This window comes from Skermanella sp. TT6 (assembly GCF_016653635.2).
Lineage (GTDB): Bacteria > Pseudomonadota > Alphaproteobacteria > Azospirillales > Azospirillaceae > Skermanella > Skermanella cutis.
This window is the reverse complement of the sequence record NZ_CP067422.1, coordinates 447,749-460,805: the sequence shown is the minus strand read 5'-3', so window position 1 is coordinate 460,805 and position 13,057 is coordinate 447,749. Positions and strand designations below refer to the sequence as shown.

General features: G+C 60.5%; 15 protein-coding genes. 1 reads left to right on the top strand and 14 read right to left on the bottom strand.

Annotation, left to right across the window (positions count from 1 at the left end; all coding sequences use genetic code 11):
• Positions 1-31 precede the first annotated feature (31 nt).
• From IGS68_RS33555 to IGS68_RS33545, 3 genes are read right to left on the bottom strand one after another with little or no spacing between them, the layout of a single operon-like run.
• Positions 32-649, bottom strand: coding sequence for an HK97 family phage prohead protease (locus IGS68_RS33555; protein ID WP_201083191.1), 618 nt, complete (start codon positions 647-649; stop codon positions 32-34).
• Entirely contained in the window at positions 646-1,959 is a 1,314-nt protein-coding gene (locus IGS68_RS33550; RefSeq protein WP_201083190.1) for a phage portal protein, read from the bottom strand. Before IGS68_RS33550 ends, IGS68_RS33555 begins: the two co-directional genes overlap by 4 nt.
• A 59-nt stretch (positions 1,960-2,018) precedes the next feature.
• Positions 2,019-3,719, bottom strand: coding sequence for a terminase large subunit (locus IGS68_RS33545; RefSeq protein ID WP_201083188.1), 1,701 nt, complete (start codon positions 3,717-3,719; stop codon positions 2,019-2,021).
• A gap of 172 nt (positions 3,720-3,891) precedes the next feature.
• On the opposite strand from IGS68_RS33545, the gene IGS68_RS33540 reads away from it, so the two are divergent.
• Positions 3,892-4,602, top strand: coding sequence for a hypothetical protein (locus IGS68_RS33540; protein WP_201083186.1), 711 nt, complete (start codon positions 3,892-3,894; stop codon positions 4,600-4,602).
• A gap of 17 nt (positions 4,603-4,619) precedes the next feature.
• On the opposite strand, the gene IGS68_RS33535 is transcribed toward IGS68_RS33540, so the two are convergent.
• From IGS68_RS33535 to IGS68_RS33485, 11 genes are all read right to left on the bottom strand, one after another.
• Positions 4,620-5,075, bottom strand: a complete 456-nt coding sequence (locus tag IGS68_RS33535; RefSeq protein WP_201083185.1) for a phage terminase small subunit P27 family — start codon at positions 5,073-5,075, stop codon at positions 4,620-4,622.
• Between the two features lie 229 nt (positions 5,076-5,304).
• Positions 5,305-5,673: an HNH endonuclease signature motif containing protein gene (locus IGS68_RS33530; protein WP_201083184.1), complete on the bottom strand. Its 369-nt coding sequence runs from the start codon at positions 5,671-5,673 to the stop codon at positions 5,305-5,307.
• Positions 5,666-6,001, bottom strand: coding sequence for a hypothetical protein (locus IGS68_RS33525; RefSeq protein ID WP_201083183.1), 336 nt, complete (start codon positions 5,999-6,001; stop codon positions 5,666-5,668). Before IGS68_RS33525 ends, IGS68_RS33530 begins: the two co-directional genes overlap by 8 nt.
• 11 nt (positions 6,002-6,012) lie before the next feature.
• Complete coding sequence (locus IGS68_RS33520; RefSeq protein WP_201083182.1) at positions 6,013-6,213, bottom strand: hypothetical protein; 201 nt, start codon at positions 6,211-6,213, stop codon at positions 6,013-6,015.
• A gap of 26 nt (positions 6,214-6,239) precedes the next feature.
• Positions 6,240-6,515 (bottom strand): hypothetical protein, encoded by a 276-nt coding sequence (locus IGS68_RS33515; protein WP_201083181.1) that lies wholly within the window; start codon positions 6,513-6,515, stop codon positions 6,240-6,242.
• A gap of 236 nt (positions 6,516-6,751) precedes the next feature.
• Entirely contained in the window at positions 6,752-7,687 is a 936-nt protein-coding gene (locus IGS68_RS33510) for a hypothetical protein (protein ID WP_201083180.1), read from the bottom strand.
• 77 nt (positions 7,688-7,764) lie between these two features.
• Positions 7,765-8,025 carry a hypothetical protein gene (locus IGS68_RS33505; RefSeq protein ID WP_201083178.1) on the bottom strand — a complete coding sequence of 87 codons (261 nt, stop codon included), beginning with the start codon at positions 8,023-8,025 and terminating at the stop codon, positions 7,765-7,767.
• Positions 8,026-8,313: 288 nt separating this feature from the next.
• A complete protein-coding gene (locus tag IGS68_RS33500; RefSeq protein ID WP_201083176.1) occupies positions 8,314-9,774 on the bottom strand; it encodes a primase-helicase family protein in 1,461 nt (486 codons plus the stop codon).
• Positions 9,755-11,098: a hypothetical protein gene (locus IGS68_RS33495; RefSeq protein ID WP_201083174.1), complete on the bottom strand. Its 1,344-nt coding sequence runs from the start codon at positions 11,096-11,098 to the stop codon at positions 9,755-9,757. Before IGS68_RS33495 ends, IGS68_RS33500 begins: the two co-directional genes overlap by 20 nt.
• Before the next feature lie 6 nt (positions 11,099-11,104).
• Complete coding sequence (locus tag IGS68_RS33490) at positions 11,105-12,376, bottom strand: ATP-dependent DNA helicase (protein ID WP_201083172.1); 1,272 nt, start codon at positions 12,374-12,376, stop codon at positions 11,105-11,107.
• Between the two features lie 244 nt (positions 12,377-12,620).
• Positions 12,621-13,049, bottom strand: a complete 429-nt coding sequence (locus IGS68_RS33485) for a hypothetical protein (protein ID WP_201083170.1) — start codon at positions 13,047-13,049, stop codon at positions 12,621-12,623.
• Between the last annotated feature and the right edge of the window lie 8 nt (positions 13,050-13,057).

Here is a 13,057-nt window from a genome sequence, read left to right as displayed (position 1 = left end):
GCCGCCTGAGCAAATTGACTGCGGGAGACCGTCAGTCACCAATGAAACGTCGCTTGAGATTTACTCTTGCGATGTCGGCACGGTATTTAGCCGCGGGCGCTTCAGATGTGGTTTTGTCTTCCCACTCCTTCAGAGACCGGACAGCAATGCTGGTGTCGAGATAGGCGGGGTAGGTCACGGGTGAGACATCGAAGAGTTCGACGCTCTTGAGCGTGCGGATATTCTTACCGCCGCGCTTCTCCCAGGAATCCTCGCGAACCCGGAAGCCGAAGCTCATTTGATCCACGTCGCCGCGACCCATGCTGACCATCAGGTCGCGCGCCCACTGGGCGTCGGGCGGGTCGATCTCGATCCGAAGACCGCGGTCGTCCTCGCTCATCCGGAGAGTGCCGCTCTTGTTGCGGCCGAGGCACCAGTCGGGGTTATGGTTCCAGAGGGCGCGGACATCATCGCGGGCGATGGCATCTTTGAAGCAGCCTGGAGCGATCTCTTCCACGAACCCGCCCAGGTCCTGCGACGGCGAGTTGAAGAGCGCGGCGTAACCGACCATCGTGGCCGGATCGTTGTCGCTGCGCTGTTCCAGGCCCAGGCTCTGTAGCCCGTAGGTGCGGCGTTCCACTTTCTTGTCCCCTTCCCGGCGTCCCGTCATGGCGTTTCCTCGCTGTCTTCGGCCGCCGGTTCTTCGGGGTCCGTCGTATTGGTCGCGTTCTTCACCGCATTGCCGGCCGTGCCGTCGGCAATCGCCTGGACGCCGGCCATGTTCTGCTGGAGGAAAATCTGATCGCCGGGCTCTACCGGAGGCAGGTCTTCCAAAGCCCTAGCCTCGTTAGGCGTGTACAGCCCGGATTGAATGCCCTTGGTCAGGCCATCGATCCGGTCCTTGTAGACACCACGCATCAAGGCGTTGAGATTGAATTTCACGAAGTATTTAGACGCCGCGGCACCGACGAATATCTTCCGATTAATCTCCGCCTCGATGCGGACGATGTACGGAGCGATGCAGTACTTGGCGAAGTGAAGATCTTGAGCTTCGCTGGAGGCGAAGGTATTGCCGATACTGCTTTGCAGGAACGACAGTGGTACCCGGAAGACTCTTGCGATTTCTTCCAGTTGGAAGCGTCTATTCTCCAGGTGCTGGGCATCGGCCGGCGGAATGCCGAGGCTTTTGACATCCAGGCCGTCTTCCAGCACCATGGTCTTGAAGGCGTTGCCGGCGCCCTGGTGGCTCGCGTTGAAGGACTCGCGGATGCGCTTGGCAGCCACGTCGCTCAGCGCCTTCGGCGACATCAGGATGGTGCCGGGGACACCGTTGTTCCGGTAGAAGCTCGACCCGAACTTCTCGGCCGCCATGCTCAACCCGATCGCGTTGCGCGACTGGGCGATCGGGCTGAAGCCCTTCAAGCCGTCGCCGAACAACGGCACGTGGAGCACGTCCTCGGACGGCAGGATGCGGACGGCGCCGTCGGTGGCGACTACCTTGTAGACCAGCCTGGGAGAGCCATCGATCTCCACCAGCTTGGGTTCGGTCCGGTCGGGCGGCAGCGGCCACAGTTCGACCGCTTCACCGCGGCCGTTCCTGGTGATCTCGCAGTAGGAATTGCCCCAGATCGCCAGATGGCTAGCCATGACTTCCCGGAAGCTCACGGCGCTCTGCATCGGGTTCGGCTCGATCGCCAGCATCCGGTGATAGACGCCCGCGCTGACCTTGGTGGAGCCGTCGGCGGTGTTCTCGTAGAGGTGCAGCGGCAGGCTGGCGACCGTCTCGGCGATGACCCTGACGCAGGCGAAAACGGCCGCGCTCTGCATCGCGCTGACTTCGGTCACGGTGACGCCGCTGTCGGTCGTGCCTCCCAGCCAGGAGACCAGCCACTCGTGCGGGTTGGCGAGCGATGTCGAGGGGTTTTCCGGACTGGATCGGATCTCCGACACCCAGCCGGCCAGCCTGTTGAGGATATTCATGCGATCCGGCCCCGAAGTAATAATGCCGGACTCACCGGCTCATTACTTACTTATCCAGATCACAGGGTGATAATGCCGCGATCTTCGTAAACACTAGCCGTGGACTTGGCCCCGAACAATGCCCTACCGAGGGCCATAATGGCGGAGACCACTCCGTCGATCTTGTTCTCTATTCTTTCTTTACGCGGGTAAATATTATCTTTGTTGTCCACATGGCACACAACGTTGGACATCATCCAGGCGAGCACGGGATCGCCGTCATGGTGCAGGCGGCCCTGCCTGATCAGCGCGTCGAGTTCTTTCATCGGTTCACTAAAATTCAAGACAGTTGGTTTGTATTCGATGCAGGCGGCGCCCTCAGCCATCAGGCGCTGGGATAGCTGCGTCGCCTGCCAGGGATCGTAGGCGATCTCGCGGACTTCGAACCGCTGGGCGTCCTCCAGGATATCTTCCTCGATCGTCGTGAAATCGAGGACATCGCCCATGGTGGTTTTCAGGCGGCCCTCGATTTCCCACCCGCTGTACTGTGAATTTCTGCCGTCCGTGACAGCATCTTCTGGTAGATAGCATTGGTTGAACAAATAGTAGTGGCGGACACCGTCAATATCCCGCCAGAATAGGCGTGAAATGGCTGCGATGTCGGTCTTCGACGCCAAATCGACCGCCATGACGCAGGGGTCACCCTCGAAGTCGGCGATGTCGAGGGTCGGGTCAGCGCACCGATCCCACGCTCTCATGTCCATCCAACTGGAATTGGCAGATACCCAAACATTCAAATGTTTTGTTAAGAAATTGTTCTGTGCCGATGGCATCGCCATCGCTTTTGTCGCCAACTGCCCAATGATTTCGGGCATGACGCTGACATTCCAATTCGGGTTAGCCTTCTGCCAACTCTTCTCACTGGTCCAGTCGTCGTCATCATCTATCGTGTAGATGATGGCAAACTGACTGTCATCTTGTGCGACACCATCGAGTACTTTGGTGCAGAATGTGCGGACTTCGTAGCAGATACCTGATCTGTCACTGCCCGCTGTGGTGATGCACCACAACAAAGACTGGTCTCTCTTACCAATTCCAGTCTCGATTACGTCGTAAACGGCACGTGTCCGGTGAGCATGAAGCTCGTCAATACATCCGAAGTGGATATTTAAACCGTCAAGGTTGTTGCCCTCCGCCGACAATGCCTCGAACTTGCTGGCAGACTTCAGCACGTGGATACTGTGGGCGGCGGTCTGGACGCCGAGGGCCGACATCAGACCGGGTGACCGCTCGGCCATTTGTCGGGCTGTCGCCCAAACAATCTTGGCCTGATCACGGGTCGTCGCCGCGCTGTAGACCTCGGCTCCGCCCTCGCCATCGGCAGCCGTCATGTAGAGGGCGAGCGGTGAGGTCCAGGCCGACTTGCCGTTGCCGCGGGGGCACTCGATGTAGACCCGACGAAAGCGTCGCTTGTCCTTGCGCGGACCGTCCTTGAACACCCAGCCGTAGACGGCCGTCGTGATAAAAAGTTGCCAGGGCTCCAACTGGATATTGACCCCCGCCAGGGGGCCTTTGATGTGCTTCAGGTTCTCGACGAACCGGCAGACGCGGGCCGCCTTCTCCTCGTCGAACCGGTAGGGGAACGCCTTGCTTTTGGCCTTCTTCAGATCGTCGAGGTGACGCTGGCAGGCGAGGACGACCCACTTGCACGCAGGGATCTTCCCGGCGACGACATCACGGGCGTACTTGAGAGCTTTGGAAATGTGTTCGGGACGGGCCATTGCCGTATTTATCGGCCTGCCATCCCCTTGAATGTCGGGCGCCAGAGAAGCTTACGCTGACCTGCTCCATGATTGTTTTGCCTACCAGACTTGAAACCATGGTTCAGCATCTATACGTGACATCCTCGGGAATTCGATCTCCAAACTGGTGAGTTGCCGAAAGATCGCAACGATGATGTTTCCTGAATATTGGTGGGTGCAATCATCCATGAGGGATCGGGAACGGCGCCGCGCTGGGAAAGCAGAGCTAGAATATACGGCACTTGAAGAAAAAGCCCATGATCTCGGCGACCAGAAAGGTCCAAATTATGATGAGGAAGCATCGCTGAGGCTTCACACGGCATCTCAACCCAATGTTGCACTCGTTACCAAGGCTGAGGGCGAAAAAGACGTTAAATCTTATCGCGAGGAGATAGTATATGCGCGTCATCTTGGCGAGCACATCTTCAAATTTTTCTCAGTAATACTTGCTGGATTAGGAGTGATAGCTTTTCATATTTTCGATGGCAAACTTTACGGTCTTGATATAGCAAGTATCGCTCATGATCACATTGAGTTACTGCTAGTTATCCCTTTTATTTCATCAATTTTGTTTGTGACTATTGGCCTTGCGTCGTTTGTAGTATTGTTGGTGTTTTTTGTGATACTGATGTTTTCGAGCACTTTCACGATCGTAATGCTTCTTATTAGCTGTTTTCACTTTATTTTTGGCGATCCTGGGGACTTTATCTGGTCATTTAGATGGGCCATTATAGGATTGTCAACTTCGATCACATTTCATCTGAGCGAACACATGCTGTGCAACTACCTCGAATTTAGGGACGAGCGAGCGAGGAAAATAGCTTTGAACAAAGCCTCGACCCTTACAGATTTGCCAAACTGATTCTCTATCAGAATATTTCATAGAAATTCGTCGAACGGGCTGGCTTCCGGCGTCGGTGTAGCCTGCACTTTAGACCGAGCCGCGGGCGTCAAGCCAAACTCGACCAGACCCGACATCACGCGGCGCCATGCCTCGGCCCGGATGCCGACCGCAGGGTGCTTCTTGATCAGGCCGTTCTCGGACATGAAGGTCATGCCGTCCCGCTCGATCTGCGCGTTCGCCTCGCGAAACTCAGCATACGAGATGCAGAGCATCTCCAGGGCGCTGGCGTCGGAGAGGGTCAGGACGCCCATCTTGAAGAGGTCCGGCGCCAGTCGGTCCCACAGTTCGCGGGAATGGCCGCCGGTCAGGAACCAGTCCGGGCAGGGTGGGATGCCGGTCTCGGGCTTTGGCTCCAGCTTGTTCAGCGGTCGGCCACCCGGATTTCCGGTGACAAGCTTCAGCGCGGTGGGTTTTGGACGACGGCCGGCCATGATTTCAAACCAGTCTGCGGGGGAGGGAAGGCCACCCGGAAAAGATTTTCAAATCGCTCTCGCGCGAAAAGAGTTCCCCTGGCGCGGTCCCCTCGGGTAGGGGGCCAAGAGGGGACCCGCCCCCTCCCAGAGCCGATCGACGACGCGGAAGGGGTAGAACACCACCAAACTGTGGGTAATTTACCTCGGAGGGGGTAGACGACCGCGCCCGGTGGCGATTTCGCTCGAACTATTTAGCACGGCGGCCGAATCCGCCGTCCTCCCGCGCCGTCTTCACGTCGTGATGGTGTTTACACAGGCTCTGGAGGTTGGACGGGTCGAGGCGCCTGTCGGGATCGACGCTGATCGGCACGATGTGATCGACCACGTCGGCGACCACGATCCTGCCCTCGGCCTTGCACCGTCGGCACAGCGGTTCGCTCTGGATGTGGGCCAGCCTCAGCCGACGCCAGTCGCCGTCGTAGCCCCGGCTGGCTGCCGATCCCCGATGGCGATCGACCGCGGCCTTGCGCCGTCGCTCCTGGATCTTGCGCTCCTGCTCCTTGATCTTGGGATCACCCGCATTGGCCGGCCGGTGGGCGGGGGCGCGTCTAGGCATGACCGACCGGCATGCAGGCCAGCACCCTGGCCTGTTCGCGCGTCGCCAGGGCGATCCGCAGGGCCAGGAGATCGTCCTCTCCGGCAGGTAGCCCGGCACGCTGGCGGATGATCAGGGCGAGATCCTTGCTCATCTCCCGGACCATGCGGTCGAACTCGCAGGACGGCAGGAAGGTCGAGGGCAGCACGAGGTCGAGGGCAGCGGCCTCGACCAGATCGACGATGTAGTCCTCGGCCGGCGCGCCGGCATCCTCGATCGCGTCGAGGAAGTCGTCGAGGTCCAGGAAGCTGACCGTGAACTCATCGGGAAAATCGAGATCGTCGTCCATGGGATGGTCTTTCAGTGGGTGCTGACCAGGGCCTGGAGCAGCAGGACCAGCGCGTAGACACAGCCGGCCAGCATGGCGTAGGCGGCGATCTGCTCGGCCAGGGTCGGCCGCTGCTTATGACAGGGACAGGTGCAGTGGCGGGGATCGAAGACCGGCGGTGGGCAGTGGATGTCCGGGTCGCAGGCTTCCCAATCAACGTCGAAATCGTCCATCACCGACCTCCATCAGGGGCCGGTATTTAGGACAGCAGCCGCCGGATCTCGGGAGGCAGCAGCCAGCAGGTCACGAAGCGGTCCCGCTCGTAGACGAAGAGGTGATGGCCGTAGATGCGGGGGTCGCCTTCGGGATGGGCGGTCGAGACCGCGCTCTCCAGGAGGACTCGGATACCGGTCCCGAAGTCGCTCAGGCGGCGGCCCTGAGCCAGTGCCCGCTCGGCCATACGGGCAACGGCCCGGCGGGGGATACCGAGGCGCTGACGCGCTCTCTGGTCGCCGTGGAACGTGACGTAGACCATGTCACGCTGCCGGGCTCTCGGTGGTCATGATCAGCATGGGAGGTTCCTGTCCGGGTCAGGATATTTATCGACCCGTCGGACCGATAGCGGGCACCGGAACGTGAAAAGGGCCGGCCGAAGGATGAGCGGCCAGCCCTTTCCGCAGACGCACCTGCTAAGGAGACCGATCGGCGAATGGCTCAATAAACCCCGACCGGCCTGTCGCGAGGTATAGACCGGTCGTGGTTAACACTCCATTAACCAGCAGTGCGGTTCCGGCTGAGACCGGCGATGATCTCGGCCGTCGTGCGGGTCGGATCGCTCGCCGGGATGCTGTACTTGGCAACTTCCGGATCGATCGCCACGGCCGGCGCCGAAGCGGTCCGGTTGGCGTTGGCCGGCTTGTTGTCGATCTTCAGGCCGAACGGCTTGTAGTAGGCGCCGAAGCGGTCGGCATCGTACAGTTCGCCGTTCACCGAGGCGTGGAACATCTCCTCGATCGCCTGGACCTGCTCCGCCGTCGGCTTCGCCGGCAGGGCTTCCTTGAGGTCGTGCAGGCCGTGGGTGTCGATCGCCTGCCGCTCCGCCGGGGTCAGCGCGCGGGTCTTCATGCTGAACATCGACGAGCCGTAGGACTTGTAATCGCCCTGCTTCGCAACGCTGATCCGGAAATCGCGGCCCTTCTCGAAATCGATGACGAAGTCCTCTATATCGCCGTCCATCAGGGTGTTGTAGATGATCTTGTAGAGCGACTCATTGATCACGAACCGGCGGATCGGATTGGCCGGGACCTCGGCTTCCTCGAACCCGCTGTTCACCACGAAGCCCTGGAAGACGTACGACTTCTTCCGGTAATACAGGCGAGCAAGCTCGCGCTGAGGGCCGTTCCACCAGTCGCGGATGCCTTCCGTGACGGCGCACTTCTCGCCCCACATCTGCATGCAGGGGACCTGGACCGACACTTCCTTGGTCTCGTCGCCGCCGCGGACACCGACGAACGGAAGCTTGATCACCATCCGCTCCCGCCAGAAGAACTCGTTGGTCTCGTCGGCATCGGGAAGAAAACGGATAGTGCTGGTCTGACCGACCGGCGTGATCCAGAAAGCATAGGACGCGTTGTCGCCCGTGCTCGTCTTGGACTGTTGTGCTGCCTTCTGGGCCAAACGTGCCCGGATTTCTGCCAGTGAAGCCATGATATCTCTCGTTTTGCCGTTAGGAGCGGTATTGCCCCCTCGATTTACTCACCATGGCAGATCCGATCCCTGGAGCGTTAATTTCTTTTCAGCCTCGCGAGAACTTTTTCCAGGAGGGCGCCGCGGTTCGGATCATCGACCCGGATGGCATCCTGGGGGTGGTTGCTCCGGCGGAGCATCTGGGCGTTATACCGCTCCATCTCCCGGCGCCATCCCTGCCACCGCTCGCAGAAGGCCGCCCAGGTCTCGCCGCGGCGGGGGCGGTCGGGTTCGTCGGGTGGCGGTTGGGGTGGGCGGAAGCCGCTCAGGCGGGGGTCGAAGTATTCATCGTCAGTCATCTGGACCTCGTTTTGTAGACATGCAGACAGGATGTAGACAGGATTTCTCGATCAGATCAATGTGTTAAGTTGGTTTGGGGGTCTGTCTACAGTCTACATTGCCAATACCCCCCGGCTGCTGTACTGTATATCTCTCCCTCTCTTCTCTCTTTTCTTTCTTCTTCTTCTTTTTAATGTAGAATGTAGAAAGAAGAAAAAGAGAGAGAAAAACCCAGACGGGGCCTGGGTTTTTCGTGTCTACATCGTGTCTACAAACTGTCTACATTTTTACCGGATTGTAGACACGGATCAGAAATCCTGGTCATCGATGACCACGGCGCGACCCCCCACCCCGACCAGCTTGACCCCACGGAAGGATTTTCGGTTGTTGAACCCATCCTTCCCGACACCCTCGACCACGTCACCGCCGGTCTTCTCCTTCCAGAACTTCACCATCTGGACCTTGAACGTCTTGAGATCTTCGGGTCTGGCCTTGGTGTGCAGCTTGGCCCAGTCCGCGTAGGCGCCGTGCATCTCGGCCCACTTCCGGAACCGATTGCCCCAGTCTTCCACCAGGGTTTCCTGCTCCTCGTCGATCCACTGGCCGATCGTGCTGCTGAAGTTCTCGACCAGCTTGGCGCGAAGCTCGGTCTGGAACGGCTTCCTGATGAAGTCGTAGTCGATCTCGACGGTGGCCAGGATGGCGGCGAACCCGGTGGCGATCCTCCGATCGACCAGCGAGTTGTCGGTCGAGTTCCACAGAGCCGAGGCCCGCTTCCGCCAGATCCCGTCGGGATCTTCGGTCGTCTGGACGTAGGTGTTCTGCCGATCCTCGGCATCGACCATCATCGGCTTCTCGTTGTTGGTCGTGAAGATATGCATCGCCACGGCGAGATGGTTGGCGATCCCCATGCCCCGCGTCGTCAGCGTCACCGTATCGTTGCCGGTCTTCAGTTTGATGTAGTTGGAATAGTCGTGATAGGTCTTGCCACCGAACTCGTCCCACTCGACCAGTTCCTTGCCGAACATGAAATCATCCCAGCCGCGGGTGATCTCCTCCTCGACGACCTTCTGGACGGTGGCGCTGCCCAGCAGGTATCGCATCAGCCCCACCAGGGAGGATTTCCCGATGCCGCGGGCACGGCCGATGAGCCACAAATTTGTCTGGCTGGTGAACCCCGGCCGCTGATACCTGGCTGCCAACCAGTGGATCACCCAGGCGAACAGCGTCCTGGCCTCGCGGATCTCCTTCAGCATGGCCTCCAGGCCGATCTCCTTGGGTTCAGCGCAGAGGCTGTTCCGGATGATCTTCAGAAGCTCCTCGGCCGCCGGGATATCGTCGGTCTCGCCCCGCAGGCGGTTGTTGACGAAGACGTTGAGCCGCTTCCTGTCATCGAACACGACCTGCTCCCCGACGCCGGGAGCGTAGATCAACGCCTCGTAGACCGGCATCGCGAGGCTGAGATACTGGTTGATCACATCCACGTCGAAGAACAGCGGGCCGGTCGGCCAGTCCTGCACCCCGGTGTACTGGCTGACGATCTGGGCGCGGAACGTTTCCTTGCTGTTGTAGCGGTTCCACGTTCCGGTGCGGCGATCCCGGAGCCAGTACTGGCCGGCCACGGCAACCGCTCGGGTGGAGAGGAACTGGAACCATTCATGGTGGTTGACGTGACCGGGCTGGTTCCAGGTCTGGTCCTCGAAATTGTATTCCTGGACCATGTCGGTCTTCAGACCGGTCGTCATCGCGTCAGGCGGCAAGGTGAGCATCGAAGGCATCCTTCAGCATGGGGTCGGGGTTCAGCACCAGCAGTTGCGCCAGCACCTCGGCGTAGTGCAGGGGCTTCTTTTCGCGGAGCCGGGTCAGGGACTTCAAAATCTTTTCGCTCGGCCGCTCGCCGCGGAGCCATTCCGTGATAGCGCGATGGCCGGGGATCGTCTCGTCGATCAGCAGCACTTCCGGGGCGTTCCTGGGTTCCCGCGGCATGCTGGCCGGCGCCGTCGTCTCGCCCTCCGGAGCGGGAGCAGGCTGCTCCCGCCCTTCCGGGCTCGCCTCCCCGACCGCGTCTCCGACGGGCTGGGACATGATGAAGTCCAGCAGGGCTTCCAGCTTGTCCCCCGGATAGTGGGCCTGGAAGTAGCCGCCATCCTGGGCGTCGATCTCCTGGAAGAGCTTGGTCATCTCGGCCGCGGCCAGCGTCGCGCCAGACTTCATCCAGATCCGGGAGAGCAGCGAGCGCATCGTCTGCCAGTGCGAGCCCCCGGCGATCTTGGCCTTGTAGTCGCCGTTCCAATTGGCGTTCCACAGGCGGGGGTTCTTCAGGGTGGTGAACGGCCGGACCTTGGTGCTCGACCGCAGTTCCCGGAACCGCTCCGCCTCCTCCTCGGTCAGCGGCCGGGTCGGTCCGCTCTGCCGGGGAGCCGTGCTGGCGCCGGCTTGACGAAGAGCCAACCGGTAGGCCGCCGGCAGGGCGTCCCAACGGGCCAGGGTGGCGTCAACATCCAGGGGATCTCCCGGTGAGAGGGCACCGATCCCGTAGCGGGCCGCCGGGCCATAGAGGTGATCGCCCTTGTCGTAGATCGAGAAATCGCCCTGCTGGCCGAACACCTCATGGCCCAGCACACCGGCGACCCGGAAGCACTCGTCCCAGGTCATCGCCCTGGAGGAATCAATGACGACGCGGAACTTGTGGCGGCCGTCCTCGTCGTGCGAGTAGGACGGGTAGAGGAAGAACGACAGACCGAGATCCTCCAGGGCCTGCTCGGCATCCTCCATCCGGATCTCGGGCTGATCGGGGTTGGCGTTGTCGATGTCGCCGAAGAAGCACGAGACCTCATCGCTGGCGGCCGAACCAACGCGCCAGAGACCCTCCTCGCCGTAGCGGTTCACCGACTCATCGAACAGGGCCGGCGACCAGCCGAAGGTGTGGAACTTGCTGGGCTGCTGGTCCGGATAGGTGAGCGAGCGGATCTGCTCATACAGTTCAGGGAACGTTTCCAGGCACACCTGATTGGTGATGCGCGACTGGTGGAGATCGCCATCACCGCGCTTGCCACGCAGTTCCGCGATGGCGTAGGGGTCGTTTCGAATCATTTTTGATCAAAGTCCTTCGATAATCGTCAGGCTCTTTTCGGCCCGCGTGATCGCGGTGTAGAGCCACTTCTGCCGCGCGTCGCCGCGACCGCGGCCGAAGCCGTCGTCGAGCACCAGGACGTTCTCCCAGGAGCTTCCCTGGCTGACGTGGACCGTGCAGACCCAGCCGTAGTCCAGGACGGCGACACCATCGACGGCTTCCGGGAGTTCACGGGCGACGCGGTAGTCCCGGAAATTGTCCGGCCAGAAAGTGACCTCCCGCTCGCCGTCCTCGAACCGGATCATGGCCCGCAGGGCGTCGCGGCGAACCGTCCGCTTGCTCTCGCCCCAGCCCTTGGTCACCGTTACGGTCACGGACCTCGCCGGCTCCATCAGGATGCCGATGTCACCCTTGGTTACGCCGAACTCGGCGCTGTTCGACCGCACGACCATCTTCATGCCGACGCGCGTTGGCATCAGGTCGGTGAGGGCCAAGCTGTATAGCCGCTTGATCACCGCGGCGTTCCAGTTCAGGCGGGTCGCGTTCTTGCCGGTCAGCGCCTGATCGGCCGCCAGGATGTCGCCGACAATGTCGCGGTTCGAGGGACCGTACTTAGCCGCCTCATCGCCGGGCTCGCCCCACTCGCCGCGGGGGATCAATTCGCCGTTGCGCGCCATCATGCTCAGCAGGATGATCGGCGACTGGTTCTTCTGCCGCAGGATCTTGTCCAGCATGAAGTCGGGCGTCATCGACGCCAACGGGCAGGTGTCCTTGATCGGGTCAAGCTGGCCGGGATCGCCGATGAACAGGATCTTCGAACAGGACTTCACGAGATCGTCGTACTGTTCCTGGCCGATCATGCTGCACTCGTCTGCCACCACCAGGGCCTTGCTCGTCAGGCGGTTCTGGGGGTCGAACCGCTTTACGAAGCGGGGGACTGTGATCGAGGCCCAGTCCTTGACACCGGCCAGCCGGGCCTTGGTCTGTGCAACCTTGGTCGCCTTCTCATCAACCACCGGAAAGCTCTTGTAGATTGCTTTGTGGATCGTCGTCGCCGGACAGCCCTTGGAGTTCAGCACCTTGGTGGCGCGGTTCGTATAGGCGACGTAATCGACCTGCTCGGCCTTCAGCCCCAACTGGGCGATGGCCTGCTCGATCATGGTCGATTTGCCCACGCCAGCGTAGCCGGCCAGATAGAAAATCTTCCGGCTGGAATCTTCCATGAAGTCCCGGAAGGCGCGGACCGCCTGCTGCTGGTCCGGCGTGAGGTCAACTTTCTTCTTCGTCTGGGTATCCATGAACAAGTCCTTCCGACACAGATATCCGGGCGCCGGGAAAGAGACCCTTCCCAGTCGGAACACTGTTGTTTTCGCGTTGAACCCATCATTGCAAAAGGACTTCGCCCGCGTCAAAATAGCATACAAAGAAAAACCCGCCTTTCGGCGGGTTTAAGTCTACGCGAAAACATCGGAGAACTGGACCGCAGGACGATATTCCTGGGAATCGAGAGTATTATACTTCGGTCCCAGCAGGGGGTGTTAATTAAATCTCGGCCTGGGAGGTTTCGTCGAAGCTGGCCTGATACTCTTCGAGCAGCCGGGCGATCATGTCCTTCACCAGGGCGAGGCGGGCGGTCGCCGTGCGGGTGTGCGACAGGATCTTCTGCTCGGCGACGCCGGCACTGTTGTAGTGGTTGCCGACATAGCTCATCAACTGGCTCTCGGCACCCGGCAGCGACTGGCGGGCGGCGATCTCGCCGAAGACCTTCAGCATGGCGTCGGTGTAGGAATAGATCGTCCAGTCGGTGGGGATCTCGCGGCCGGTCGGGTCGGTGATCGTGACCTCGAAGCCGATGTCGTACTGGTCTTCCTGGATCGCATACGTGTAGCCGGTAGCCTTGATCAGCAGCGGGGCTTCGATGTCGGTGCGGGTCAGGGTGATGCCGGAATCGGCGCCAATGTAGGGAAACATGTCTTTGC

What these genes read in the sequence shown, in the direction of transcription:
- IGS68_RS33555 (WP_201083191.1), bottom strand. Translation starts at nt 649, where the DNA reads ATGACGGGACGCCGGGAAGGGGACAAGAAAGTGGAACGCCGCACCTAC.
- IGS68_RS33550 (WP_201083190.1), bottom strand. Translation starts at nt 1,959, where the DNA reads ATGAATATCCTCAACAGGCTGGCCGGCTGGGTGTCGGAGATCCGATCC.
- IGS68_RS33545 (WP_201083188.1), bottom strand. Translation starts at nt 3,719, where the DNA reads ATGGCCCGTCCCGAACACATTTCCAAAGCTCTCAAGTACGCCCGTGAT.
- IGS68_RS33540 (WP_201083186.1), top strand. Translation starts at nt 3,892, where the DNA reads ATGATGTTTCCTGAATATTGGTGGGTGCAATCATCCATGAGGGATCGG.
- IGS68_RS33535 (WP_201083185.1), bottom strand. Translation starts at nt 5,075, where the DNA reads ATGGCCGGCCGTCGTCCAAAACCCACCGCGCTGAAGCTTGTCACCGGA.
- IGS68_RS33530 (WP_201083184.1), bottom strand. Translation starts at nt 5,673, where the DNA reads ATGCCTAGACGCGCCCCCGCCCACCGGCCGGCCAATGCGGGTGATCCC.
- IGS68_RS33525 (WP_201083183.1), bottom strand. Translation starts at nt 6,001, where the DNA reads ATGGACGACGATCTCGATTTTCCCGATGAGTTCACGGTCAGCTTCCTG.
- IGS68_RS33520 (WP_201083182.1), bottom strand. Translation starts at nt 6,213, where the DNA reads ATGGACGATTTCGACGTTGATTGGGAAGCCTGCGACCCGGACATCCAC.
- IGS68_RS33515 (WP_201083181.1), bottom strand. Translation starts at nt 6,515, where the DNA reads ATGGTCTACGTCACGTTCCACGGCGACCAGAGAGCGCGTCAGCGCCTC.
- IGS68_RS33510 (WP_201083180.1), bottom strand. Translation starts at nt 7,687, where the DNA reads ATGGCTTCACTGGCAGAAATCCGGGCACGTTTGGCCCAGAAGGCAGCA.
- IGS68_RS33505 (WP_201083178.1), bottom strand. Translation starts at nt 8,025, where the DNA reads ATGACTGACGATGAATACTTCGACCCCCGCCTGAGCGGCTTCCGCCCA.
- IGS68_RS33500 (WP_201083176.1), bottom strand. Translation starts at nt 9,774, where the DNA reads ATGCTCACCTTGCCGCCTGACGCGATGACGACCGGTCTGAAGACCGAC.
- IGS68_RS33495 (WP_201083174.1), bottom strand. Translation starts at nt 11,098, where the DNA reads ATGATTCGAAACGACCCCTACGCCATCGCGGAACTGCGTGGCAAGCGC.
- IGS68_RS33490 (WP_201083172.1), bottom strand. Translation starts at nt 12,376, where the DNA reads ATGGATACCCAGACGAAGAAGAAAGTTGACCTCACGCCGGACCAGCAG.
- IGS68_RS33485 (WP_201083170.1), bottom strand. Translation starts at nt 13,049, where the DNA reads ATGTTTCCCTACATTGGCGCCGATTCCGGCATCACCCTGACCCGCACC.